Consider the following 24,890-nt stretch of genomic DNA (forward strand, 5'->3'; position numbering starts at 1 on the left):
CACCGGCACGCAAGGGGGACCGTCGTGAAGCCCACCATGGCCGCCGCGCAGCTCCGCGGCAGTCTGACGCAGTACCTCACGACGACGTACGCCCTCGCCGACGAAGACACCCGCACCGCGCTCGAACGCTTCCTCGGGCATCCCGAGACCGGTATCTTCCGCGGGCCCTACCTGCGGATCAGGACGCCGTTCCACGTCGCCGACGACGGCTGGCAGCGGGAGCTGGAGTGGTCGGCCGGTTTCCCGGGGTTCGCACCCTGGCGGCACCAGGCCAAGGCATGGGCGCGGCTGTCCACGCTGCACGGGCCCGCCCGCCCGACGCTGGTGACCACCGGCACCGGGTCCGGCAAGACCGAGTCGTTCCTGATCCCCGTCCTGGACCACTGCCGGCGGCAGAAGGCCGAGGGGCGGGCCGGGATCAAGGCCGTGCTGCTGTACCCGATGAACGCGCTCGCCACCGACCAGGCCGGGCGTATCGGGGAGTACCTGGCACGGCCTGAGCTGGCCCGGGTCACGGCAGGGCTGTACATCGGCGACCGGCCCGACACCGACTTCCGTCGGGTGATGACGCGACGCGAGGAGATGCGCGTCTCACCGCCCGACGTGCTGATCACCAACTACAAGATGCTCGACCTGCTGTTGCAGCGGGGCGAGGACCGCAGCCTGTGGGAGGGCGCCGAGCCCGCGTACGTCGTACTGGACGAGTTCCACACGTACGACGGCGCCCAGGGCACCGACGTGGCCATGCTGCTGCGCCGGCTGGCCGCCGCCACCGGCGCGACCCGGCCCGGCAGACCGCTGGGGTCGATCTGCCCGGTGGCGACCTCGGCGACGTTGGGTGAGGGTGCACCGGGCAAGGAGGCCGACGAGGCCGGGGGCGTCCTCGACGTGGCGGCGCGGGTGTTCGGGATGCCGTTCCCCGCGGACGCGGTCATCGGCGAGGAGCGGATGACCGCCGACGAGTTCACCGGCGCCGTCGACTACGAACTGCCGGAACCGCCGAGCCCTCAGGAGGTCGTGGCGGTGTCCGGCGGACCGGACGTGGAGGCCCGCCCCGACCTGCTGGACCTGGACGCGCTCGCCGCCCGGTTGCTGGGCCGCTCCGGCCTGAACGCCTTCCGCGTCGGGCGGCTCCTCAAACGGCACGACTTCACCCACGGTGCGCTGTCGCTGCTCAGCGGGGAGCCGGTGGACGAGTGGTCGCTGCGGGACCGGCTCGCCCGGTTCGGGTACTCCTGGGGCCGCACGGCGCGGGAGAACCCGAGACTGGTGCTCCAGGCGCTGTCCCGGTTCGTGGCGCTGCTGTCGGCCGCCCGCGACCCGGACTCCGACGAGCGTCGTCCCCGGCCGCTGCTGCACATCGAGGCACACCTGTGGGTGCGGCCCGTGACCCGGGTACTGCGCGGGGTGGGCCGCACCCCCGAGTTCCGCTGGTACGAGGACGACCGCACGGCCGCCCGCCGGGCCGCCCTGAACGCCGCGCCGCCCGGTGACGAGGACCCGGACGCCTCGTCCGGCGGCTATCCGTCGTCCGCGAGCGGACAGCCACTGCCGGGCACCGACACCGCGCCGCGCCCGGCCCAGGTGCACCTGCCCGCCGTGTACTGCCGTAACTGCGGGCGATCGGGGTGGGCCGCCCTGTCCCCGGAAGCCGATCCGCAGCAGCTGGTGACGGCCCAGGACCGGATCTGGCGGGCCGGGGTGGGCCGGGACAAGCGGCGCCTGCGCTACTTCATCTCCGCCACCGCCCGGGAGCGACGGCAGGCCCTCGACGCACTGACCGGCGCACGGCCCTCGGACGGTGGCGTCGACCCGTTGTCGGTGGTGGTGCTGGACGGCGGGCAGGGCACCTACCGCATGCCGACCACCGGGGACGACGGAGATCTCGTCGACGCCTGGTTCACGTTGGCGGTGCTCGACAAGAAGACCGCCGACCGGGCCGCCAAGGACGACCGGTGCCCGGCCTGCCACACCGACAACAGCATCCGCTTCCTCGGCACGGCCCGGGCGGCCCTCGCCTCCGCGACGGTCACCCAGCTGTTCACCGGCGGCGACATCGCGCTCGTCCCTGAGGAACGCAAGACACTGCTGTTCAACGACTCCACGCAGGACGCCGCACACCGGGCGGGATACGTCGCCAACGCCTCGTACAAGTTCTCGCTCCGCTCACTGCTCGCCCACAACCTGGACGAGTCCGGTGCGCCGACCGCGCTGAACGACCTGATCGGCCATGTGCTGGACTCGGTGGACGACCCGGAGGCGCTGGCCGCCGTCGTCCCCCCCGATCTGCATGACGAACCGGGCGTCGACCGGCTGCTGTCCGGCCGCGGCACCGGCGACGCGCGGACCTGGCGGCTGATCGGTGAACGGCTGGCGTTCGCGACGGTGATGGAGTTCGGGCTGCGCAGCCGCACGGGCCGGACCCTGGAGCTGACCCGGACCGCCGCCGCCGAGGTCGCCGTGACGGACCCCGAGCGGGTCACTGACCTGGCGCGGGACCTGCACCTGGCCCTGCCGGGCCAACTGCTGGCGGTCGGCGGGTTGCCCACCCCCGAGCGGTATCTCGCCTACGTCCGGGGTCTGCTGGAGCGGCTGCGGCTGCGTGGTGCGGTGCGGCACCGGTGGCTCGACACCTGGATCAAGGAAGCCGGCGCAGACCGCTACCTCATCTCCGGACGCAGGCCCGATGGCATGCCCGCCTTCCCCGAAGGAGTCGCCCCGCCGAGGTTCCTGCTGGACGGGCAGAAGGACAAGACCGAGTTCGACTCGCTCACCGGACGCCTGGGGTGGTACCAGGACTGGACCCGCAGATGCCTCGACCTGGACGCCGCCGGGGCCACCGAGTACCTGCGCAGGCTGCTGCCCGCCCTCGCCGACGCGGGCGTCCTCTCGGTGCGGACCGCCCGAGACCGCCAGACCCGGGTCTACGGGTTGCAGCCCGGCCACATCGAGGTGCGGCTGCTCGACGACGCCGTCGTCAACAAGGCCTTCGTCGCTTGCGAGGACTGCCGCTGGCAGCAGGTCGTGACACCTGAGCGCCGCACCCGCTGGTACGGGCATCCGTGTCCCCGCTACCGGTGCAGGGGCCGGCTGACCGCGCCCCAGACCGACCGGTCCGCCGCCGAGACCGAGGTGTCCCGCTTCGGCTCGGGCCCCCTCGTACCGGAACGGGACTACACCGGCGACTACTACCGCCGCCTCTACCTGACGGGCGGCACGTTCCGCGTGGTGACCGCCGAGCACACGGGCATGCTCAGCCGCCCCGAACGGGAGCGCGTGGAGCGCGCGTTCAAGGCGGGTACGCACTACACCGACCCCAACGTGCTGTCGTGCACGCCGACCCTGGAACTCGGCATCGACATCGGCGACCTGTCCGCCGTACTCCTCGGCTCCCTGCCCGCCGGTCCCGCCAACTACGTGCAGCGGGCCGGACGCGCCGGACGCCGTACGGGCAACGCGCTGGTCGTCGCGTTCGGCGGACGCAAGGCACGCGACCTGTACTACCTGGACGAGCCGCGCGAGATGATCGCCGGGACCATCCTGCCGCCGGGCTGCTACCTGTCGGCGGTCGAGATCCTGCGCCGCCAGTACACGGCACGGCTGCTGGACCTGGCGGCCCGTGGCGAGCTGCGGACCTCCGACGGCGAGACGCTGGCGCCGCTCCCCCGGCTGTCCTCCGCCCTGTTCGGCACCAGCGGGTGGTGCGAGGACCTCGCGGACGCCGCGCGAACACACGGGGCGGCACTCGCAGAGGAGTTCCTCGCCCTGTTCCCCGGCGACAGCGACGTGCGGGACCCCGACAGCCCTGACGGGGCGGGCGTCTCCGCGCACGCGGCGGAGCAACTCAGGGCGTACGCGACCGGCGGGATAGCGCGGGCGTTGCAGGAGGCCGAGGAGGACTGGACGGGGCGGCGCGAGGAGCTGCGCCGCAGGATCGCGGCGATCGACGAGGCCGCGGAGCAACTGGCACAGTCCGACGAGTCGCAGGCCCGGGAGCGGCGCGAACTGCTCGCCGAGCGGCGGGGTGCCGGCGACCTGCTGCGGGAGCTGAGCCAGTCGAGCGCCCACGCCACCTTGGTGGACCTCGGACTGCTGCCCAACTACAGCCTGACGGACACCACCACTCGGCTGGAAGCGACGCTGTACTGGACGGAGACCCCGGGCGAGGAGGACGACACCGGCGGGGCGGGAGCCGCCGAGCAGGGCGCCGTCCGCAAGGTGTACCGCAGTGAGACGCGGGACTACGAGCGGTCCCGCAAGCTGGCCCTCACCGAACTCGCCCCCGGCAACAGCTTCTACGTCAACGGTTACCGTCACGTGGTGCGCGCCCTGGACGTCGGCAGTCCCGAGCGCCGCGCCTGGTCGGTGTGGCGGCTCTGCCCCGCCTGCGGATATGTCCGCACCGAGGAGCAGAACGCGGAGCGGAACACCGATCCGTGCCCGCGCTGTCACGGCCGGGAGATCGCCGACGCGGGGTGCGTCCAGCGCGTACTGCGGCCCAGGCGGGTCCTGTCCCGCGACAAACGCGACGACGCCCGGGTCCGCGACGACCACGACGAACGGGACCGCAGGCGCTACTCGGTCCTCACCACCGTCGACATCGACCCCGACCGTCTGACGCCCGGTTCCTGGCGGCACGACAGCGCCGTGTTCGGTGTGGACTTCACCCGCCACGCCACGATCCGGACACTGAACCTGGGGCTGGACCGTGAGGACGGCAGCAGCACGGTACCGCTGGCCGGCCAGGACGTACGGCTCAACCCGTTCTACGTCTGCACCGAGTGCGGCGGCGCCACGGCCGACGGCCGGCCGGTGGTGGACGTGCCGCAGCACGCGCTCACGGAGTCGGGCGCGGCGAGCACCCCGGCCGCCCAGCACCATCAGCTGTGGTGCCCGCGCCGCCGTGTCCGAAAGCCCGTCACCGGCGCGGGTGAACAGCAGGGCAAGGGCCAGGACGTGCCGCTGCTGCTCGCCCACGAACTGACCACCGAGGCCGTGCGGATTCTGCTGCCCGCGTCGGTGGCACGCGTCAAGGAGCGGCTCGCGTCGTTCACCGCCGCCCTGTTCGTGGGGATCGCGGCTCGCTACGGCGGCGACCCCGACCACATCGACATCGCCGAGGCGACCATGCCCGACCACGCGGGCGACCTGGACGCGGACTGGCCGAGGCGCTTCCTCGTCGTCTACGACCGGCTGCCGGGCGGCACGGGCTACCTCCACCGGCTGTCCTCCGCCGACGGTTTCCGGGAGGTACTGCTCAGGGCACGGGACGTCATCGAGCGCTGCCCCTGCCGCGAGAAGGGGCTCGACGGCTGCCACCAGTGCCTGCTGCGGCGCGTGCCGGCCGCCGACTACGACAAGGTCAGCCGGGGCGAGGTCCGCCAGATGCTGGACGAACTGCTGGGCGCCGACGGTGAGGGGTGGCGCACCTCGCCGGTGGCGACGACCCGTCACATCCCGCTGCAACGACAGGCCGAGAGCGACCTGGAGATCCTCTTCATCGACACCCTTCAGGACTGGGCGAAACTGGCCGAGTCGAGGGCCGCGGCGGACACGTACACGACCTCCGCCGGTACGTACGCCCTCGACCTGCGGCTCACAGCGCCCGACGGGGCCACCGTGAGCTGGCGCGTCTCCCAGCAGCGCGCCCTGGACGGCACCCGGCCCGACATACTCCTCGAACGGCTGGACACCCCCGGCCCGCGCGTCGCCCTGTACCTCGACGGCTACGCGTACCACGCCACCCGTGAGCACAACCGGCTGGCGGACGACGCGATGAAGCGCACCCGGCTCCGTGCGGAAGGCCTTCGCGTGTTCCAGCTGACCTACCACGACGTGAAGGAGTGGCGTCAGCGGATCAAGGACACCGGGTACGCGGGAGCCGACCCCGCCGATCCTGTGTGGGTGCCGTACGGCGCGGCCGGACAGCAGCGGGCCCGCGACTACTACGACCGCGTGGGCAGGGGCCTGCCCGGTGAACTCGCCGAGACGGTGTGGGTCAATCCGGCCCGGCTGCTGCTGGCCTATCTGCGCTCTCCCGACCCGGAGCGCTGGAGGCGGCGAGCGGAGGCGGCCGCCGCCGGGCTCAGCGGAGCGGACGGGGTCCGCGCCGTGGCGCTCACCGGCGAAGGGGCCGGCGAGGGGCTCAGGGCAGCGCTGCGCGGCGCCATGCCCTCCGGGGGCGCCGGACCCGTACGCCTGCTCTCCGGCCCCGACGCGTCGGGTTGCCGTCTGGTGCTGGCCGCGGACGGCAGACGCACCCCTCCCGTGTGGACGGGACTCACCGTCCTGGACGACGGTGACGCGGCCCTCGCCGACGAGCCTGCCCACAAGCGACGCTGGCGTGCCTGGCTGTACTGGAGCAACGTGCTGCAGTTCCTGGAGCACGGCGGTGGAGACAGCGCCCAGCTGACGACGAGCATGCTCGACGGCTTCACTCCCGAGGTCCTCACCCTGACCGGTGGGGAGGGCTGGCTGACGTCGACGCGTACGCCGATGCCCTCGCCCGCGGACGAGCTCGCGCCCGTCGGAGTGGCCCCCGTCCCCGCGGTGCCCGCTGTGGGCAGCGGTGAGACGGCCGCGCCGAGGCCCTCCGTGGATGAGCCACGCGGCGGCGAAGCACCGGGGCGGGACCCCGGCTGGGACCGGGTCATCGACTACCTCGACCCCGAGGAGCCGGGGCTCACGGAACTTGCCCACGCACTGGCCGACGCCGCGGTGCCCGCGCCTCAGGACGGCTACGAGCTGGACGGCCACGGCTGGCAGGCCGAACTGGCGTGGCCCGCGGCCCGGATCGGAGTGGTCCTCGGCTCTCGCGCGGACGGTGACGAGCCGGACTACGAGGCCCAGGACCGGGACAAGGCATTCTCGGCGGCAGGCTGGACGGTCCGCACCGCCGCCGCATGGGACCCGGCGGCGATGATCGCCCGGCTCACAGAACGACAGCACGACAGCGACACCATCAGGGACGGGGAGCCGAAGCGATGAACACCTCCGGCGTCACACTGCGCCTGCTCGACAAGGCGGACAAGGAGATCCTCAAGCTGCCCCGCACCGTCAAGGGCGCGTTCTTCGACTTCCAGCACAAGTTCCGGAGCAACCCCCACACCACCGGGCTGAAACTCCAGCAGCTCAAGGGGGACAGCAGGCTCTGGTCGGCGCGCGTCAACGACGAGTACCGGGCGCTGCTGCTGCGGCTCGCCGACGACGACTGGCTGATCGTCTCCGTCAAGCACCGCAAGGACGTCTACAACCGGCTGTCGTACGGCGTCAACCAGGTCACCGGCGGCATCGAGTACGTGGACCTGGAAGTGGTCGAGGACAGTGTCCTGCGCCGCCTCCCCGCCCCGCCCGCACAAACCCGTGCGAGCACCGAGCCGTCCACGCCGGCGCAGCCCGAACCGCCCCGGCCCCTGTTCGCCGACTGGTCCGACGAGCAGCTGTCGGACCTCGGTGTCGCCGAACCCCTGCTGCCCGTCATCCGTACCCTCGCCACCGAGGACCAGTTGCTCGGCCTCGTCGAGTACGCGCCGCAGCTCACCGGTGAAGTGCTCCTCGCCCTGTTCGACGGCGCGTCGTACGACGACGTCCTCGACCAGGTGACCCGGCCGGTGGCCGCCACCGAGCCGGTCGACCCGGACGACTTCGAAGCCGCGGCGCAGCGGCCGGCGACGGTCGTCACGACCACCGACGATGCCCTCAAGGAGGCACTGGAGAGCGGCGACTTCGGCCGCTGGAAGGTCTTCCTCCACCCCACCCAGGCGCGACTGGTCGAACGGCACTACAACGGCCCCGCCCGGGTGGGCGGCGGCCCCGGAACCGGCAAGACCATCGTCGCCCTGCATCGGGTACGGCATCTCGTACGGCAGCTTCCCCCAGGCCGGGACAAGCCCGTCCTCCTCACCACGTACAACAAGAACCTCGCCGCCGACCTGCGCGCTCGGCTCCTGGAGCTGGGGGGCGAGGAACTGCTGAGCCGGGTCGAGGTGAGCCACGTCGACCAGCTGGCCCTGCGCATCGTCCGCGAGGCGGAACCGGGCAGCGGCAAGCAGACCATCGACGACAGCCAGGCGGTGCGCGAATGGCGCGGGCTGCTGGACGAGTTGGGAGAGGACGGCTGGGACGCGGAGTTCCTGCACGACGAGTGGACGCAGGTCATCCTCGGCCAGGCCGTCGGCACCCGCACCGACTACTTCAGGGCCCGGCGCGCCGGACGCGGCAGGAACATCGGCCGTGCCGAGCGGGCCGAGATCTGGCAGCTCGCCGAGCGCTTCACCCAAAGGCTGGACCGACTCGGGCGCCAGACCTGGGACCAGGTGGCAGAACGCGCCGCACGGTTGGAGATCGGCCGCGAACAGCGCATCCAGAACATCACCCGGCAGCGGGAGGAGGCGGGTGGACTCGACAACATCCACCTCCAGGACGGCTCAGGGGGCTGGCTCCGTCACCGGTACCGGCACATCGTGGTGGACGAGGCGCAGGATCTGCGCCCCGCCCACTGGAAGATGCTGCGTGCGATGGCCCCTCGGGGCGCCGACGACCTGTTCCTGGTCGGCGACACCCACCAGCGCATCTACAAGAACCAGGTGACGCTCGGCAGCCTCGGTGTCAACATCCGGGGCCGGTCCTCCAAGCTGAGCCTCAGTTACCGTACGACGCGGCAGATCCTTCGCTCCGCCCTCGGGGTGCTGGGCGAGACCAAGTACGACGACCTCGACGGCAGCGAGGAAACGCTCGCCGGCTACAGGTCGGTGCTCAGTGGAGGGCTTCCAGCCGGGCACGCCTTCCCGGACTGGACCTCCGAACGGGAAGGCGTGGCCGCGCTCATCGAGGAGTGGGACGCCGACGCGGACACGGCCATTCCGCACGAGCAGATCGCGATCTGCGTGCCGACGAATCAGATGGCGGCCGAGATGGCCTACACGCTCAAGCTGCGCGGCATCGACGCGGTGGAGATCCGCTCCGACGGACCGAACGGCTCCACCGGTGTGCACATCGGCACGATGTTCCGGTTCAAAGGGCTCGAGTACCAGCGCATGGTCATCGCGGGGGTGACGGACGGACTTGTGCCACGCGAGACCGTCAACACCCTGCGCGACAGGGACCCCGTCCGTTACCGCCACGAGATCCAGCGAGCCCGCTCCCTGCTGTTCGTCGCAGCGACGCGGGCCCGTGACAGCGTGGACGTCTTCTGGCACGGAAAGCCGAGCCCGTTCCTCGACCACTCGTGGGTCGCCTCGTCGGCGTCGCCGTCCTGAGAGTGAGGCCTCCTTATGGCCCCTTGAACGTCCGGGTGTCAGAGCCGTGTCCCAGCAGCCCGTGCGGTCACATGCCCAGACCACGGCGGGAGATCCACCAAGTACCACCGGGCCGGAGTTCCGACGGAGCGATATCCGAGCTCACCACGAGAAGACCGAAATCGGCAGGTCAGCACCCCTTTGCCGCAGGCACCAGAATCGGTACGCACTCAACTGGCGGCCGCGGGGCCGAAGTCGCGCTCCTTGCGGGCGAGTTCCCAGACCTCGGCCCCGCCCACCGCGCCGTCCAGCCGCAGCTCGGCAACCTCCCCGACCCGCAGGTCGGACCAGGTCCCCGCCACGCCACCACGGTAGACCTCGACAATACCCGCGTCCCAGAACAGCCGGAGCACTCCGTCGCGTCCGGCGAACTCCGCCAGGTCCACGATCGTCTCGGCTCCGCCCGGGGACCGCAGGGTGACACGTCGCACGCCGTTGGCCGTCGCGGCGTCCAGCACCAGCTCGCCGGCGACCCGAGCCCGCTCGAAGCGGACCGTACCGGTCGGCGGTACGGGCGTCGCCGTCCGCCGCAGGGAGCTGAGTTCGGCGGCCGGCTCACTGTACAGGCGGCCGTCGCGTATCGACAGTTCGCGGGGCAGGCTCATGAAGCCCACCGCCGGCCCGTCGAGGCCGGCCGGGTCCTCGTGGGTGCGGACCCAGCCGAACTGGATCCGCCGGCCGTCCGGCGCCCAGTACGACTGCGGGGCGTAGAAGCGGTCGCCCACGTCCACGACACCGCTCTCGCGCACGTGGAAACCGTCGTCCGAAGCGGTGCCGGTCATCCACCAGACGTCGGGCCCCGTCACCCCGTCCTCGTGGATGACCGAGACCAGCACAGCCGCCGTGTCTGCCGAGGTGAAGTAGTCCGGGCACTCCCACACCGCGCCCGGCACCTTGGTGGCGGCCCGGTCGGCGAAGACGCCGTCGTAGTCCCACCGCCGCAGGTCCGTCGAGGACAGCGCGAACGCCGAGCCGCCATGCTCGCGGCGTGCGCCCGCGACGAGCATCCGCCACCGGCCGCCCTCCCGCCACACGCTGTGGTCGCGGAACTCGGTGATGTCGGCGGCGGGCGGCGCGGGCAGCAGTGGGTTGGCCGCGTCCTTGACGAAGCCCGACAGCCCGTCGTCGGCCGCGCGGGCGAGGCAGGGCAGCTGGGCGTCACCGAGGACACCGGTGTACAGGATCGAGACAGCGCCGTCGTGCTCCACCGCACAGCCCGAGAAGCAGGCGGTCGCGTCGTACGGCGCGGTCCCGGCAGGACCGGGAAACAGGGCCACCTCGTGCTCGGTCCAGGTGAGCAGGTCCGGGGAGCTGGCATGGCCCCAGTGCTGGTTGGAGAACTCGGTGCCGTCCGGGTTGTACTGGTAGAAGAGGTGATGTTTCCCCTGCCAGTGGACGAGCCCGTTGGGATCGTTCATCCAGCCCTTCGCGGGCGCGTAGTGGAGCCATGCGGGCATGTCGAATATCCCTCTCATTGCGTATGAAATGTGATGAAGGCGCACCGGCTGATGGGTGCTTCGGCGAGTTCTCCGGGGCCGGGACGTCTCGTACTCTTGCGGCGTGTCAACCCATGAAGATCACCGCCCACGAGCGGGCCGACCTCGCCGGACGGACGTGGCGCGCCTGGCGGGCGTCTCGCCCGCGACCGTCTCCTTCGTGCTCAACCGGACGCCCGGGCAGACGATCAGCGACGAGACCCGTCAGCGGGTGCTGCAGGCAGTCGCCGAACTCGACTACCGGCCCAACCGTGCCGCACAGGGGCTGCGTCAGGGGCGCAGCGCGACCATCGGCTTCGTCAGCCACGACAGCGACTTCGGTGTGTTCGCGGCCGCCGCCATCAAGGGAGCCCACGAGGTCTCCATACGCCACGGAAACCTGCTGCTCCTGGTGAATACGGGCGGCTCGACGCGCCAGGCGGCGCAGCTGGTCGGCGAGCTGCTCGACCGGCAGGCCGACGCCCTGATCTTCGCGGTGGCCGGCACGAAGTCGGTGGTGGTCCCGGAGGAGGCCGCGCGGGTGCCGACGGTCCTGCTGAACTGCTTCGTTCCCGACGACGCCTTTCCGTCGATCCTGCCCGACGAGGTGCGCGGCGGGCGGGAGGCCACCCAGGCGCTGCTCGGCCTCGGGCATCGCGACATCGCCTACCTCACCGGCGCCACCAGCGTCTGGGCCACCAAGGCCAGGCTGCGCGGTTTCCGTGAGGCGCTGCGGGGCGCGGGGCTCGACCCGCGCAACCACACCGTGCTGTCCGGCAGCTACCACGCCGACTCCGGACACGAGCTGGCCCGAAAGCTGCTGCGGCACCGGGGCCCTCTGCCCACCGCGATCATGTGCGGCAACGACCGAATGGCCGTGGGAGCGCTCCTGGCACTGCTGGAGGCGGGGATCCGGGTGCCGGAGGACGTGTCCGTCATGGGCTACGACGACCAGTTCGAGCTCGCGGGGGAGATCAGGCCGGCGCTGAGCACCGTACGGCTGCCCTACGACGCGATGGGCCGCCTGGCCGCCGAGGAGCTGGACGCCGGCGGACCGGCCGTGCAGACCGGGCGTACGCTCGTGCACTGTCCGGTCGTGCTGCGCGATTCCACGGCCGCCCCCGCGCCCCGCGCGGGCGCCTGACCCGGACCGGACCCGCCAAGGCACCCGTTCACCCACCGATAACTCCCTTGTAACAGTCCTTGACGCGAGAAATCCGCGGCGGCTAGCTTTCGGCCACTAACCCGAATTAGTAACCCGCCGCGGTGGCCCGGTGCAAGACCCCGCCCCCGGCAGGCGAGATCACCTCAGGTGCGGGACATCAGCCCCGGCGCCAGCCCACCGTTCAAGGAGGAACACATGCCCACACGGAAGCTGGTTCTCGGGGTGAGCGCGTTCAGCGCCCTCGCCCTGCTCGCCACCGGCTGCGGGTCCGGGTCCGGCAGCAGCGCGAGCGACAAGAAGACGGTCACGATCTGGACCGGCATGGACCAGCCGATCATCGACGGTCTCAAGGCCGATCTCGCGCCACGCGCCAAGGCGCAGGGCCTCACCGTCCAGTGGCGCAGGGTCGACAACATCAACCAGCTGCTCGTGCAGAAGGTGCAGGCGGGCGACGCACCCGACATCGCGCTCATGCCGCAGCCCGGCATCATCAAGGACCTCGCGTCCAAGGGCAAGATCACTCCGCTGGACGACGTCCTCGACCTCCCGGCACTGCAGAAGAGCATGACCGCGGGCACGCTGGACGTCGCCAAGACGGACGGCAAGACCTACGGCGTGATGGTCAGCATGAACGTCAAGGGTCTGGTCTTCTACCCGAAGAAGGCCTTCGAGCAGGCCGGTTACACCGCGCCGAAGACCCTCGACGAGCTCAACTCCCTCACGGCGAAGATCAAGTCCGACGGGAACACGCCGTGGTGCCTGGGCATCGAGTCCGGTACGGCGACCGGCTGGCCGGCCACGGACTGGCTGGAGAACCTGGTCCTGAAGTACGGCGGCGTCGACAAGTACAACCAGTGGGTCTCGCACGACATCAAGTTCGACTCGCCGCTGGTCCGCAAGGCCGCCGCCCAGTTCCAGAAGATCGCCTTCACCGACGGCAACGTGCTCGGCGGCCGCAAGTCGATCGCCAGCAACGCCTTCGGCACCGCGGGCAACCCGATGTTCCAGAGCAAGCCCGGCTGCTACATGTACCAGCAGGGCAGCTTCATCACGGGCTTCTTCCCGAAGAGCGTCCAGAAGAACATGGACTCCGAGGTCGGTGTCTTCGGCCTGCCCCCGGCCACCGCCGACGGCGAGAACCCGGTCGAGGGCGGCGGCGACACCGCCTCCATCTACAACGACAGCCCGGCCGCCCGCAAGGTCATGAAGCTGCTCGCGACCACCGATGTCGGCACCACCGCGGCGAAGAACGGCTCCTCCTTCATCTCCCCGCACAAGGACTTCCCGCTCAGCAACTACCCGCTGAAGACCACCCAGTCGATAGCCAAGGTGGCCTACGACTCCACCGGCTTCGTCTTCGACGGCTCCGACGCGATGCCCACCGCGGTCGGCACCGGCACCTTCTGGAAGGACATGACCGCCTGGATCACGGGCGAGCAGTCGCTGGACGCCGCCCTGAAGAACATCGACGCCAGCTGGCCCGCCAGCTGACCACGCACGGGAGGGCCGCCGGGACCTGACCCCGGCGGCCCTCCGGCCCGAGCGACATCGACACGCGTTCGAGGAAGGAACCGCCGTGGTCAGCCAAGTATTCTCGACGGCGCTGACGGTGCTGGCGGGCATCGCCGGCGCCCTGGCCGTCTACTGGGTGCTCAACAAACTCGCCGAGGCCCTGCCGGGCCGCTGGGAAGCCCGGATCAAGCCCTACTTCTACATCGCCCCCGCGGTTGCCGCGATCGGCGTCTACCTCGTCTATCCCACGGTCGTCACCGTCGTCGACAGTTTCCGCAGCAGCGACGGCTCGCGCTTCGTCGGCCTGGACAACTTCAGCCAGCTCCTCGGGACCCCGGCCTTCCGGCAGACCCTGCTGAACTCACTGCTGTGGATCGCCCTCGTCCCCGCCGCCTGCATCGCGGTGGGCCTGCTCGTCGCCGTGCTGACCGACCGCCTCACTCCCACGGCCGAGAAGATGGCCAAGACCATCGTCTTCATGCCCATGGCCATCAGCGCCGTCGGCTCGGCCACCGTATGGCGGTTCATGTACGCCGCCCAGCCCGCCGGCCAGCCGCAGACCGGCCTGCTCAACGGCGTCGTCACCGCCTTCGGCCACGACCCCGTCCCCTGGCTCCAGCAGAGCACCGCGCACTCCAACAGCATGCTGCTCATGGTCATGCTGCTGTGGGGACAGGCCGGTTTCTCCATGGTGCTGCTGTCCGCCGCCATCAAGGGCGTTCCCGCGGACACCCTGGAGGCCGCCCGCCTCGACGGCGCCGGCGAGGGACGGATCTTCTGGCGGATCATCGTCCCGCAGATCAGGGGCACGCTCATCACCGTCTTCGTCACGGTCCTCATCACCGTGATGAAGGTCTTCGACGTGGTGTACGTGATGACCAACGGGTCTTTCAACACCAACGTCGTGGGCCTGGAGTTCTTCAACCAGCTCTACACGAACTACAACTACGGCTACGCGTCGGCGATCGTCGTCATGCTGCTCATCGCCATCGTGCCGATCATGATCTACCAGATTCGCCACTTCAGGGCGGAGGAGTCGGCATGACCACAAAGACGACCCCGACGATCACCCCGGCCGCACCGCGCCGCGGCCGCCCGTACCGGCGAAACGCCCAGGCGTCCCCCGGCGGGAGCGCAGGCCGCAGGCTGCCCAGCAAGCTGAGCGTGCTGCTGGTGTGCGCTCTGTGGATCGTGCCCACCCTCGGAGTGGTCATCACGTCCTTCCGCAGCCTCGACGACGCCAACTCCAGCGGCTGGTGGACGCTGTTCGCCCATCCCGGCGGCTTCACCCACCTCACCACCGGCAACTACTCCCGGGCCATGGAGCAGGCGGACCTCGGCACGGCCTTCTTCAACAGCGTGGCCATCACACTCCCGGCCGTGTTCCTGCCGCTGCTCGTCGCGGCCTTCGCGGCCTACGCCTTCACCTTCATGACGTTCAAGGGGCGCGACACCCTCTTCATCGTCATCGTGAGCCTGCTCGTCGTGCCGAACTACGTCGCCTTCGTCCCGATCATCAAGCTCTACGCCTCCGCGGACATGAACGGCACCTTTCCCGCCGCCTGGCTCGCCCACATCGGCTTCGGCATGTCCCTGGCCGTCTACCTCCTGCGCAACTACATGGCGACCCTGCCCAAAGACGTCATCGAGTCCGCCAAGATCGACGGCGCCAGCCACTTCCAGACCTTCTTCCGGCTGATCCTGCCGATGTCCTCGCCCGCGCTGGCCTCCTTCGCGATCTTCCAGTTCCTCTGGGTGTGGAACGACCTCCTGGTGGCCCTGGTCTTCGTGGGCCCCGGAGACAAGCAGCCCCTCACCATCGCGATCACCAACCTGCTGGGACAGCAGGGCACCGGCTGGGAGCTGGTCACGGCGGCCGGCCTGTTCTCCATGCTCGTCCCGATCGGGATCTTCCTGTTCCTGCAGCGGTACTTCGTGCGCGGCCTCACCAGCGGAGCCGTCAAGGGCTGAGACGCGGCCGACCCGCCCAACCATGCCCGCCCGGGCACCGGGCCCCGGCGTCAGGCCCCGGCACCGGGCCGACACCCGCGCCCGAAATCCCCGCACGACGCCCACCGTCCCACTCTCTTCCTGCCCCCACAGGCGCACCGAACAGTCAGGAACCCCGGCAACGTGAGCAACGCAAGCGACTCCTGGTGGCGCTCCGCCGTGATCTACCAGGTCTACATCCGCAGCTTCGCCGACGGCGACGGCGACGGAACCGGCGACATCGCCGGCCTCCGCTCCCGGCTGCCCTACCTGGCCGATCTCGGCGTCGACGCCCTCTGGATCAACCCCTGGTACCCGTCCCCGATGGCCGACGGCGGGTACGACGTCTCCGACTACCGCGGCATCCACCCGGCCTTCGGCACGCTCGACGAAGCCCGGCAGATGATCGCGGAGGCTCACACCCTCGGCCTGCGCGTGATCCTGGACATCGTCCCCAACCACACCTCCGACCAGCATGTCTGGTTCCAACAGGCGCTCGCCTCCGGCCCCGGTTCCCCGCAAAGGGACCGCTACGTCTTCCGCGAGGGTCGGGGCGAGGACGGCTGTCTGCCGCCCAACGACTGGCACGCGTGCTTCGGCGGCCCCGCCTGGACGCGCACGGCCGACGGCCAGTGGTACCTGCACCTGTTCGCCCCCGAACAGCCCGACCTGAACTGGGCCGACCCCGAGGTCCGCACCGAGTTCGAGTCGGTCCTGCGCTTCTGGTTCGACCTGGGTGTCGACGGCTTCCGCATCGACGTCGCCCACGGCATGGACAAGGACCCCGCTCTCCCCGACCTCGGGCTGCCGCACTTCTCCGTCATGACGGCGGAAGGCCAGCAAGACCACCCGCACTGGGACCGCGACGGCGTCCACGACATCTTCCGCAGCTGGCGCGCCATCGCCGACAGCTACTCCGTCCCACGGATCTTCGTCGCCGAGGCCCACGTCCGCCCCGGCCGTCTGGCCGACTACCTGCGCCCGGACGAACTGCACACCGCCTTCAACTTCGACTTCCTCAGGTGCCCCCTCGAAGCCGGCCGGCTGCGGGAGGTCATCGACCGCAGCATCACCGACCTCGCCCCCGTCGGCGCCCCCGCCACCTGGGTCCTGTCCAACCATGACGAGACCCGCCACGTCACCCGCTACGGCCGTACCCACACCGGCGTGACGACCCCGCTGAACGACCGGCAACAGCCCTGCGACCTTGCCCTGGGCACCCGCCGCGCCCGCGCCGCCGCCCTGCTGATGCTCTCCCTGCCCGGCGGCGCCTACATCTACCAGGGCGAGGAACTCGGCCTCTACGAGGTCGAAGACCTCCCCGAAGAAGCCCTCCAGGACCCCGTGTGGGAACGCTCCGGCCACACCCGCCGCGGCCGCGACGGCTGCCGCGTCCCCCTCCCCTGGAACGGCGACACCCCACCCTTCGGCTTCGGCCCGCCCGGCACCACCCCCTGGCTTCCCCAACCCGACGACTGGAAGTCCTACACCGCCGAGGCCAACGAGACCGACCCCACCTCCATGCTCAAGCTCTACCGCAACGCCCTCCGGCTGCGCCGCCTCACCCCCGACCTGCGCGGCGAGGAACTGCACTGGCTGGACAGCCCGGAGGACACCCTCCTCCTCCAGCGCGGCAGCGACCTGCTGTGCGCCGTCAACCTCTCCGACCGGCCGATCCCCCTCCCCGACGCCTGCACCCCCCTCCTCTCATCCGGACCACTGGGCAAGGACCGGCTGCTGCCCCCGGACACCGCGGTCTGGCTGCGCCGCGACTGACGAGCCACGGGTGGGGCGAATTACGAACGCCCGCCCCCCGCCCAGGTCACCCGAGCCGGCTGGTCTCTCCGGGACATCTCACCGCGAGCGCGCCCCCGGGTGTGGGCCCGTGGAAACGGGAAAGTCCGCTCCTGTGGACGCGCCACTGCTGACCTTCGGCCACAGCACCGCCGGACGGGACCGGATCGCCGAGCTGCTGCGTGACGCCGGTGTGGCGGCCGTCGTGGACGTGCGGACCGCTCCCGGCAGCCGCCGTGACCCCGATCTGCTGCGGGAGCGGCTCGCCGAGTGGCTGCCGGGTGCCGGCATCGCCTACCGGTGGGAACCCGGACTCGGCGGGTTCCGCCCGCTGCCCGAGGACAGCCCGGACGTCGTCTGGCGCAACGCGTCCTTCCGCGGGTACGCCGGCCACACCCGGTCCCCCGAGTTCCTCGCCGCCGTGGACCGGGTGCTGCGGGAGGCGGGGCACGCGCGTACCGCCGTGATGTGCAGCGAGGCGGTCTGGTGGCGCTGCCACCGCCGTCTGATCGCCGACTTCGCGGTGCTCGCCCGCGGTGTACCCGCCCTGCACCTCATGCACGACGGGCGCCTGAGCGCCCACAGGCCGACGCCGGGAGCCCGTCTGCGTGACGACGGGCTCCTCGTGTACGACGCCCCCGCCGGGCCGACCCGGGGCTGAGCCGTCAGTACAGCTTGTTCACCGCCGTGACGGTCGTGGCCTTGAAGTCGGCCACCTGAGCGTGCTGGAACGTGCCCATCTGGGCCCACCGGACCACCGTGACGGTCGCGCCGTCACGGCCGACCGAGAAGAGGCCGATGTCGGAGGAGCCCCAGGCGGAGGCGGTGTGGAGGCCGTAGACGTGGGCGCCCTCCTCGACGTTCAGCCGTCCGTAGTACTTCTGCATCGCGGTGAGGTCGGGGTCCTGCTGCATCAGCTTCTTCGCGCAGCCGGCGAGGTCCTTGCGCAGCAGCGCCGCGAAGTCCTTCGCCCACTGCTCGCTGCGCCCCTCGACTGTCAGCTGCTGGGCGTTCGTGTCGTACTCCGTCCAGTACTCCCGGTGCGTGGTGATGGACGGCAGGGCGTCGCCCACGCAGATCGGCAGCGGGTCGGGCCGGCCGGCGGTGACCGGCCCGGCGTACCAGGGCGAGGACGGGTGCGGCGGCAGTTCGGCCGGCTCCAGGAACCGGGGTGTGCCGGAGGCCTGCGTGGCGGCGACGGCCGGGACGGCGGCTGCGGCGACTGAGGCGACGGCCGCCAGCGCGGCCACGGTGGTACGGATGCCTCGGGCACGATTCTGCATGCTCTCCCCCATGGTTGCTTCGGTCGCATGAGCGGGCTTCAGCCCTTGCCCCCGTATGACCCGTCACCGCCCGCAACCGTTGCCCTCTGCCTCCGCTACGGGTCAGTCCCGAATGTCACCGTCGTGCCACCGGGTGCGAGGAGAGGGCGGTTCACCCGCATGCCCGCGTCGGGTGGCGTCGGACGGCGGGCGCTCCGACAATATATGCAGAAATCGCTATATCTTAATGTCGCCATGTCGGCCGGGCCCTGCACCACGGGCGGCCACCAGCACATACGAGGAGCTCCACCATGACCACCGCCGAGCACATCACCCACGAGGACCACGCGCACACCCACGGCGACGACTGCGGCCACCTCTCCTTCCCCCACGGCGACCACACCGACTACGCCCACGACGGCCACATCCACCGGACGCACGAGGGTCACACCGACGAGTGCGGGAACGGCGGCCACGCGGTCCACAAGAACCACGACCATCAGCACGGCGACGACTGCGGCCACCTGGCCGTGCGGCACGACGATCACACGGACTATGTGCACGACGGCCACCGTCACGCCGCCCACGAGGGTCACTGGGACGACCACTGACCCGCAGTCACCTCGGGCGAGACAGGCGAGTGAACTGGGAATCGTTGTCATATACTGATGTGCGCATGTGATAACGACGCCCTCTCACCCGGCGGACGAGCCGGACCCGACGCCGCAGGCGGCCGGCGAACTGCTGCGCGCCCTGGCCTCGCCCGTGCGGCTGGGCATCGTGCGGGGACTGTCCGGCGGCGGGAAGTACGTCCATGAACTGGTGACCGCCCTGGGCGTGAGCCAGCCGCTGGTCTCCCAGCACCTGAGGGTGCTGCGCACCTCCCGGATCGTCACCGCCCGGCGTGAGGCCCGCGAGACGCGGTACACCCTCACCGACGACCAGGTGCCGCACATCGTGCTCGACGCCATTCGGCACGTTCAGGAGTAGCGCGTCGCAGGTCGGGCCACGGCGACCGCGATCGAACAGGATCCGCGGGCGCCCCGCGCCCCGGAACGCCCGCCGGTCCACCGTGGCGCTCAGGCCTGGGTCAGCGTGATGTCCTGCCCGCGAACCGCGCTGCTGCCGGACGGCCGCGTGGTGCAGCCGCGCCGGGTGACGGCGCGGGAACTGGCCGTCGCCGCCTGACCGGAGCGTCACCGCACGCGGCACGCGGGCCGCTCTACGGCAGGACCGCGAAGCCGTCCAGTTCGACCAGCGCCTCCGCGTCCCAGAGCCGGACGACCTGGACGACCGCCATGGCGGGGTAGTCGCGTCCGGCCGACTCGCGCCACAGGCGGCCCAGTTCGGGCGCGTGCGTGCGGTACGCCTCGACATCCGTGGCGTAGACGGTGACGCGGGCCAGGTCGGAGGGTGTGCCGCCGGCCGCGGCGAGGGCGGCCAGCAGGTTGGCGAGGGCCTTGCCGAACTGCTCGGGCAGGGTCCGTCCGACCACCTTGCCGTCGGAGTCGAGGGCCGTCTGGCCCGCCAGGAACACCACCTGTGAGCCGCGGGCCACGACGGCGTGGGAGAAGCCGGCCGGCGGGGACAGGTCGGGCGGGTTGACGCGCTCGGTGCTCACCGGGCCTCCTGACGGGCGTACAACTCCTTGGCGATGATGCCGCGTTGCACCTCGCTGGCCCCCTCGTAGATGCGCGGCGCGCGCACCTCGCGGTAGAGGTGTTCGAGCAGGTGGCCGCGTTGCAGGGCGCGGGCGCCGTGCAGTTGGACGGCCGTGTCGACGACGTACTGGGCGGTCTCGGTGGCGAGGAGTTTCGCCATGGCGGAGCGCCGGGGCACGTCGGGGGAGTCCGCGTCGTACGCCGACGCCGCCGCGTGGACCATCAGCCGGGCGGCCTCGGTGCGCAGGGCCATCTCGGCGACCTGGTGCGAGACGGCCTGCAGGTCCCGCAGCTTGCCCCCGAAGGCGTCGCGCCCGGCGGTGTGGGCGAGGGTCGCGTCGAGGGCCGCCTGCGCCATGCCGACCGCGAAGGCGCCGACGCTGGGCCGGAACAGGTTGAGGGTCCGCATGGCGACCCGGAAGCCGCGGTCGGCCTCGCCGAGCACGTCGTCGGCCGTGACGGGCACGGCGTCGAAGTCGAGCGCGCCGATCGGGTGCGGCGAGAGCATGTCGAGGGCGCGGCCGGTCAGGCCCGGGCGGTCGGAGGGCACGAGGAACGCCGTGACGCCCCGGGCGCCGGCGTCCGGGGTGGTCCGGGCGAAGACGGTGTAGAAGTCGGCCTCGGGGGCGTTGGAGATCCAGCACTTCTCACCGGTGAGGCGCCAGCGGGCGGAGCCGTCGGGGGTGGCGGTGAGTGCCGTGCCGGCCGACGGCCCGCCACTCGGCGGGGTGTCCGGCTCCGCCCGCAGCCCCAGCCCCGCCGCGTCCGACCCGGCCCCCGGCTCGCTCAGCGCGAAAGCCGCGACCGCCGTGCCGTCGGTGGTCGGGCGCAGCCAGCGGGCGCGTTGTGCCCGCGTGCCGTACGCGTGCACCGGATGGGCGCCGAGGCCCTGGAGGGCCAGGGCCGTCTCGGCCTCCGTGCAGGCGTAGGCCAGGGATTCGCGCATCAGGCACAGGTCGAGCGCGCCCGCGGTGAACAGGCGCCCGAGCAGGCCGGTGCTGCCGAGTTCGGCGACCAGGGGCCGGTTCACACGCCCCGGTTCGCCCTTGTCGGCCAGGGGGCGGAGCCGTTCGGCGGCCAGGGCACGCAGTTCGGCACACCAGGCGAGTTGTGCCGGTTCGAGCGAGAATGCGGTCATCGCCGGTCCCTTCTCCGCCACCCTGCGTTCCGGCTGGGCCACTCCGAGGCTATCGCGAACCGTTGACTGTCGTCACCAACACGATACGCTCCAGGGGCGAGCCCACCACGCCAAGGGGGCGAACCGTATGAATCCACGGGGCACAGCCCACGTCGACACCTTCGCCCGGGACCATCTGCCACCCCCGGACCAATGGCCCGAGCTCCGTTTCGACCTGCCGGAGCTGCGCTACCCCGAACGGCTCAACTGCGCCGCCGAGCTGCTGAACGGCCCGCCCGGTGAGCGCCCGGCGTTCCTCACCGCCACCGGCGAGCGGTGGACGTACCGCGATCTGCGCGCCCGCGTGGACCGCGTCGCGCATCTGCTCACCGGTGAACTCGGTGTCGTCCCCGGCAACCGGGTGCTGTTGCGCGGCCCCACCACCCCCTGGCTCGCGGCCTGCTGGCTGGCGGTGCTGAAGGCGGGGGCCGTGGCGGTCACGGTGCTCGCCCAGCAGCGCCCGCACGAACTGAGCACGATGTGCGAGATCGCGCGGGTGCGGCACGCGCTGTGCGACATCCGGGCCGTCGACGACCTCGCCAAGGCCGAGGTCCCCGGCCTGCGGATCACGACCTACGGCGGTGACGCCCCGGACGACCTCCTCAACCGCCCGGCGCCCGCGGCATCGTACGAGGCCGTCGCGACGGCGGCCGACGACGTGGCACTGATCGCCTTCACCTCCGGCACCACCGGCCGTCCCAAGGGCTGTATGCACCTCCACCGGGACGTGCTGGCGATCGCCGACACCTTCTCCCGGCACGTGCTGAAGCCCCGCGCGGACGACGTGTTCACCGGCAGCCCCCCGCTGGGCTTCACCTTCGGTCTCGGCGGGCTGGTGGTCTTCCCGCTGCGGGCCGGAGCGAGCGCGCTGCTGCTCGAACAGGCGGGGCCCCGGCAACTGCTCCCCGCCATCGCCCGGCACCGGGTCTCCGTGCTGTTCACGGCGCCGACGGCGTACCGCGCGATGCTCGACGCGCTCGACGGCCACGACGTCTCCTCGCTGCGCCGCTGCGTCTCGGCCGGTGAGAACCTGCCGGCGGCCACCTGGCGGGCCTGGCACGAGCGCACCGGTCTGCGCGTCATCAACGGCATCGGCGCCACCGAGCTGCTGCACATCTTCATCTCCGCGGCCGACGACCGGATCCGGCCCGGGGCCACGGGCGTTCCCGTGCCGGGCTGGCACGCGCGCGTGCAGGACGCGGACGGCGAGCCCGTCCCCGACGGGCAGCCGGGGCTGCTCGCCGTGCGCGGACCGGTCGGCTGCCGGTACCTCGCCGACCCGCGGCAGCGGGACTACGTGCGCGACGGCTGGAACATCACCGGCGACACCTACGTCCGCGACCCCGACGGCTACTTCCGCTACGTCGCCCGCGCCGACGACATGATCATCTCTGCCGGGTACAACATCGCCGGCCCCGAGGTGGAGGAGGCACTGCTGCGGCATCCGGACGTGCGGGAGGCGGCGGTCGTGGGCCGGCCCGACGAGGCGCGCGGACAGGTCGTGCGGGCCTTCGCCGTCCTCAGGGAGGGCGCGCGGCGGGACGCCGAGGCACTGCGCGCGTTCGTCCAGGGCGAGCTGGCACCGTACAAGTGCCCGCGCGAGATCGTCTTCCTGGACGCGCTGCCGCGCACGGCCACCGGCAAACTCCAGCGGTTCAGACTGCGGGCCCCGGGGGTACCGGAAGGCGACCGGGACTGACCGTACGACCTAAGATGATCAACGTGTCCGACCAGCATGCACCACGGTCTCTCATCGTCACGCTCTACGGCGCGTACGGCCGCTTCGTGCCGGGCCCCGTGCCGGTAGCCGAACTCATCCGGCTGCTGGCCGCGGCCGGCGTGGACGCTCCGTCCGTACGCTCCTCGGTGTCGCGGCTCAAGAGACGGGGACTGCTCGTACCCGCCCGCACCGCACAGGGCGCGGCCGGGTACGAACTGTCCCCGGACGCCCGCCAGTTGCTCGACGACGGCGACCGGCGCATCTACGCCTCGGCGCCGCCCGAGGACGAGGGCTGGGTACTCGCGGTGTTCTCCGTGCCGGAGTCGGAACGGCAGAAGCGGCACGTACTGCGCTCCCGGCTGGCCGGGCTCGGTTTCGGCACGGCCGCTCCGGGCGTGTGGATCGCGCCCGCGCGGCTGTACGAGGAGACCCGGCACACGCTCCAGCGGCTGCGGCTCGACGCGTACGTCGACTTCTTCCGCGGCGACCACCTCGGCTTCGCCCCGACCGCGGAGGCCGTCGCCCGCTGGTGGGACCTGGCGGCCATCGCCAAGGAGCACGAGGCGTTCCTCGACCGCCACGCGCCCGTGCTGCACGACTGGGAGAAGCGCGAGGACACCCCACCCGAGGTGGCCTACCGGGACTACCTCCTCGCCCTGGACTCCTGGCGCCACCTCCCCTACACCGACCCGGGCCTGCCGTCCGAGCTGCTTCCCGCGGACTGGCCGGGGGTCCGCTCGTCGGCGGTGTTCCGGGGACTGCACGAGCGTCTGCGGGACGCGGGGGCGGATTTCGTGGGGCTCTGACCCACCCGGACGCCGCCCGGTTTGCCGCGTTTGCTCCGCCGTGGAACGGTCAATCAGTGTCCGCGACTGGACGGAGCGCGCACCGGGAGGCGGGCCAGGGATGACCGTCACCACACCACCGAGGACGACAGGCGTCCGCGCGGACCGGCTCTCATGAGGCGGTGGGGCCGCTCGGTGCACGGCAGGTGGAGGCGGGCCGGTGCGCACACCCTGGTCCGGCAGGGCCGCGACGTGGAGTTGCTGCACCGGGCCATGGGTTTCGCCACACTCGCGCTGGTCACCCTGGCGCCGCTGCTGATCGTGGTCGCCGCCGCCGACCCCCTGGGCGGGGGCGGGTTCGCCTCGTGGCTGGCCGACGGCATGGGGCTGTCCGGGCGGTCCGAGCGGGTGCTCACGGAGATCATCAGTCCGCCGCGCCAGGTCATCGGCACCACGAGCGTGCTCGGCGGGTTCGCGCTCGCCGTCTTCGGTGTCGCGTTCAGCGGGAGTGTGCAGAACGGCTACGAGCGGATCTGGGGACTGCCGTCGGGCCCGTGGCACCGCGTCTGGCGCCAGGCGGTGTGGATGATCGCGATGACCGCGTACCTGTACCAGGAGGTACAGACGCGCAGCCTCACCTCGGGGGCGGAGCGGATCGCGCTGAGCTCCGCGTCCGGTGTGCTGTTCTTCTGGTGGGGGCAGCGCTTCCTGCTGGGCGGACAGGTCCGCTGGAGCGATCTGCTGCCCGGGGCGGTGGCCACCATGGCGGGGCTGGTCGGCCTGCGCATGTTCTCCTACTTCGTCTTCACCCCCCTCATCGTCACCAACGCCATCAACTACGGAGCGGTCGGCGTCGTCCTCGTCGTGGAGTCCTGGCTCATCGGCGTGGGCTACGTCGTCTACGGCGGGGCGCTCCTCGGCCGCTGGGTACTGGATCGCCACGGGTACGGGCGGCGCCACGGCTAGTGCCGCGGCAGGCAACGTTTGCCCGTCAAGGAGCGGCGTCCGGTGCGTGCTCTCGGCGTGCCGGGTGCAAGCCCTCGTACTGGGTGTA

At 71.5% G+C, this 24,890-nt stretch carries 17 protein-coding genes; 13 read left to right on the plus strand and 4 right to left on the minus strand.

All coding sequences use genetic code 11. The annotated features are described in order from the left end of the window. Positions 1–24: 24 nt before the first annotated feature. The gene (locus ABTX62_RS25195; protein ID WP_352118328.1) at positions 25–6,987 is read left to right on the plus strand and encodes a DEAD/DEAH box helicase; all 6,963 of its coding nucleotides are present in this window, start codon (positions 25–27) and stop codon (positions 6,985–6,987) included. Next, on the plus strand, positions 6,984–9,257 hold the full coding sequence (locus ABTX62_RS25200; protein WP_352118329.1) for a UvrD-helicase domain-containing protein: 2,274 nt from the start codon (positions 6,984–6,986) through the stop codon (positions 9,255–9,257). The genes ABTX62_RS25195 and ABTX62_RS25200 overlap by 4 nt, the downstream gene beginning before the upstream one ends. A gap of 209 nt (positions 9,258–9,466) precedes the next feature. Here the strand turns inward: ABTX62_RS25200 and ABTX62_RS25205 are convergent, their stop codons facing one another. Beyond that, positions 9,467–10,753 carry a glycoside hydrolase family 32 protein gene (locus ABTX62_RS25205; protein ID WP_352118330.1) on the minus strand — a complete coding sequence of 429 codons (1,287 nt, stop codon included), beginning with the start codon at positions 10,751–10,753 and terminating at the stop codon, positions 9,467–9,469. A gap of 103 nt (positions 10,754–10,856) precedes the next feature. On the opposite strand from ABTX62_RS25205, the gene ABTX62_RS25210 reads away from it, so the two are divergent. The 6 genes from ABTX62_RS25210 (at position 10,857) to ABTX62_RS25235 (ending at position 17,892) form a co-directional block, all read left to right on the plus strand. Then, positions 10,857–11,915, plus strand: a complete 1,059-nt coding sequence (locus tag ABTX62_RS25210) for a LacI family DNA-binding transcriptional regulator (protein ID WP_352118331.1) — start codon at positions 10,857–10,859, stop codon at positions 11,913–11,915. A gap of 216 nt (positions 11,916–12,131) precedes the next feature. Continuing rightward, a complete protein-coding gene (locus ABTX62_RS25215; RefSeq protein ID WP_352118332.1) occupies positions 12,132–13,427 on the plus strand; it encodes an ABC transporter substrate-binding protein in 1,296 nt (431 codons plus the stop codon). Positions 13,428–13,512: 85 nt separating this feature from the next. Then, on the plus strand, positions 13,513–14,493 hold the full coding sequence (locus tag ABTX62_RS25220) for a carbohydrate ABC transporter permease (RefSeq protein WP_352118333.1): 981 nt from the start codon (positions 13,513–13,515) through the stop codon (positions 14,491–14,493). Then, positions 14,490–15,419 carry a carbohydrate ABC transporter permease gene (locus ABTX62_RS25225; protein WP_352118334.1) on the plus strand — a complete coding sequence of 310 codons (930 nt, stop codon included), beginning with the start codon at positions 14,490–14,492 and terminating at the stop codon, positions 15,417–15,419. Before ABTX62_RS25220 ends, ABTX62_RS25225 begins: the two co-directional genes overlap by 4 nt. 162 nt (positions 15,420–15,581) lie before the next feature. Further along, positions 15,582–17,213, plus strand: a complete 1,632-nt coding sequence (locus ABTX62_RS25230) for a glycoside hydrolase family 13 protein (protein WP_352118335.1) — start codon at positions 15,582–15,584, stop codon at positions 17,211–17,213. A 133-nt stretch (positions 17,214–17,346) separates the two neighbouring features. Beyond that, entirely contained in the window at positions 17,347–17,892 is a 546-nt protein-coding gene (locus tag ABTX62_RS25235) for a DUF488 domain-containing protein (protein ID WP_352118336.1), read from the plus strand. Between the two features lie 4 nt (positions 17,893–17,896). On the opposite strand, the gene ABTX62_RS25240 is transcribed toward ABTX62_RS25235, so the two are convergent. Then, positions 17,897–18,526: a hypothetical protein gene (locus ABTX62_RS25240; protein WP_352118337.1), complete on the minus strand. Its 630-nt coding sequence runs from the start codon at positions 18,524–18,526 to the stop codon at positions 17,897–17,899. Positions 18,527–18,804: 278 nt separating this feature from the next. Here ABTX62_RS25240 and ABTX62_RS25245 point away from each other — a divergent pair, with 278 nt between their 5' ends. Both ABTX62_RS25245 and ABTX62_RS25250 read left to right on the plus strand, forming a co-directional pair. Further along, entirely contained in the window at positions 18,805–19,104 is a 300-nt protein-coding gene (locus ABTX62_RS25245; RefSeq protein WP_352118338.1) for a hypothetical protein, read from the plus strand. A 67-nt stretch (positions 19,105–19,171) separates the two neighbouring features. Continuing rightward, positions 19,172–19,483 carry an ArsR/SmtB family transcription factor gene (locus ABTX62_RS25250; protein ID WP_352118339.1) on the plus strand — a complete coding sequence of 104 codons (312 nt, stop codon included), beginning with the start codon at positions 19,172–19,174 and terminating at the stop codon, positions 19,481–19,483. 232 nt (positions 19,484–19,715) lie between these two features. Here the strand turns inward: ABTX62_RS25250 and ABTX62_RS25255 are convergent, their stop codons facing one another. Together ABTX62_RS25255 and ABTX62_RS25260 are read right to left on the minus strand one after the other, a co-directional pair. Continuing rightward, positions 19,716–20,114 (minus strand): RidA family protein, encoded by a 399-nt coding sequence (locus tag ABTX62_RS25255; protein WP_352118340.1) that lies wholly within the window; start codon positions 20,112–20,114, stop codon positions 19,716–19,718. Beyond that, positions 20,111–21,292: an acyl-CoA dehydrogenase family protein gene (locus tag ABTX62_RS25260; RefSeq protein ID WP_352118341.1), complete on the minus strand. Its 1,182-nt coding sequence runs from the start codon at positions 21,290–21,292 to the stop codon at positions 20,111–20,113. The genes ABTX62_RS25255 and ABTX62_RS25260 overlap by 4 nt, the downstream gene beginning before the upstream one ends. 127 nt (positions 21,293–21,419) lie before the next feature. On the opposite strand from ABTX62_RS25260, the gene ABTX62_RS25265 reads away from it, so the two are divergent. The 3 genes from ABTX62_RS25265 to ABTX62_RS25275 all read left to right on the plus strand — a co-directional run bounded on the left by ABTX62_RS25265 (position 21,420) and on the right by ABTX62_RS25275 (position 24,802). Continuing rightward, positions 21,420–23,030, plus strand: coding sequence for an AMP-binding protein (locus ABTX62_RS25265; protein ID WP_352118342.1), 1,611 nt, complete (start codon positions 21,420–21,422; stop codon positions 23,028–23,030). A gap of 14 nt (positions 23,031–23,044) precedes the next feature. Beyond that, complete coding sequence (locus tag ABTX62_RS25270) at positions 23,045–23,857, plus strand: PaaX family transcriptional regulator (RefSeq protein WP_352118343.1); 813 nt, start codon at positions 23,045–23,047, stop codon at positions 23,855–23,857. Positions 23,858–24,010: 153 nt separating this feature from the next. Next, on the plus strand, positions 24,011–24,802 hold the full coding sequence (locus ABTX62_RS25275; RefSeq protein WP_352118344.1) for a YhjD/YihY/BrkB family envelope integrity protein: 792 nt from the start codon (positions 24,011–24,013) through the stop codon (positions 24,800–24,802). Positions 24,803–24,890: the final 88 nt, after the last annotated feature.

The organism is Streptomyces sp. NPDC096046, assembly GCF_040303285.1.
Lineage (GTDB): Bacteria > Actinomycetota > Actinomycetes > Streptomycetales > Streptomycetaceae > Streptomyces.

Coding starts and splice junctions, on each gene's coding strand:
- ABTX62_RS25270 (WP_352118343.1), top strand. CDS start 23,045: ATGATCAACGTGTCCGACCAGCATGCACCACGGTCTCTCATCGTCACG.
- ABTX62_RS25200 (WP_352118329.1), top strand. CDS start 6,984: ATGAACACCTCCGGCGTCACACTGCGCCTGCTCGACAAGGCGGACAAG.
- ABTX62_RS25260 (WP_352118341.1), bottom strand. CDS start 21,292: ATGACCGCATTCTCGCTCGAACCGGCACAACTCGCCTGGTGTGCCGAA.
- ABTX62_RS25245 (WP_352118338.1), top strand. CDS start 18,805: ATGACCACCGCCGAGCACATCACCCACGAGGACCACGCGCACACCCAC.
- ABTX62_RS25225 (WP_352118334.1), top strand. CDS start 14,490: ATGACCACAAAGACGACCCCGACGATCACCCCGGCCGCACCGCGCCGC.
- ABTX62_RS25240 (WP_352118337.1), bottom strand. CDS start 18,526: ATGGGGGAGAGCATGCAGAATCGTGCCCGAGGCATCCGTACCACCGTG.
- ABTX62_RS25275 (WP_352118344.1), top strand. CDS start 24,011: ATGAGGCGGTGGGGCCGCTCGGTGCACGGCAGGTGGAGGCGGGCCGGT.
- ABTX62_RS25265 (WP_352118342.1), top strand. CDS start 21,420: ATGAATCCACGGGGCACAGCCCACGTCGACACCTTCGCCCGGGACCAT.
- ABTX62_RS25215 (WP_352118332.1), top strand. CDS start 12,132: ATGCCCACACGGAAGCTGGTTCTCGGGGTGAGCGCGTTCAGCGCCCTC.
- ABTX62_RS25205 (WP_352118330.1), bottom strand. CDS start 10,753: ATGCCCGCATGGCTCCACTACGCGCCCGCGAAGGGCTGGATGAACGAT.